This window comes from Aeromicrobium phragmitis, from assembly GCF_003674095.1.
Taxonomy (GTDB): Bacteria; Actinomycetota; Actinomycetes; order Propionibacteriales; family Nocardioidaceae; genus Aeromicrobium; species Aeromicrobium phragmitis.
Genome location: NZ_RDBF01000227.1, coordinates 1 through 335, shown reverse-complemented (window position 1 = coordinate 335; position 335 = coordinate 1). Strand labels below are relative to the sequence as shown.

Annotated in this window: 1 protein-coding gene; it reads left to right on the top strand. The window is 73.1% G+C overall.

Annotation, left to right across the window (positions count from 1 at the left end; all coding sequences use genetic code 11):
- Positions 1–335, top strand: a 335-nt coding sequence (locus D9V41_RS17095; protein ID WP_208006942.1) for an SLBB domain-containing protein, incomplete at both ends; no start/stop codon positions are given.

The following is a 335-nucleotide window of genomic DNA, read 5'->3' as shown; positions in this document are numbered from 1 at the left end:
ACGACGACGCTTCGCCTCCCCGTCATGCTCTCCTCCGCGACCGTCACCTCGCGATCGTCGGCATCGCGGGGGTCGCGGTCCTCGTCCTCGTCGGTTGGTGGGTCCTGGCCGGCCGGCCTGAGCGCATCGACGAGCCTGTCGCGATCGCCCCGTCGTCCGAATCGGCCACCGCGCCGGTCGTCGACGAGCTCGTCGTCGACGTGGTCGGTGCGGTCGCGCGTCCGGGGATCGTCACGGTGCCACCGGGCAGCAGGGTGCACGAGGCGATCGAGGCCGCCGGCGGCCTCGTCGGCCAGCCGGACACGACGTCGCTCAACATGGCCCGGGAGCTGACC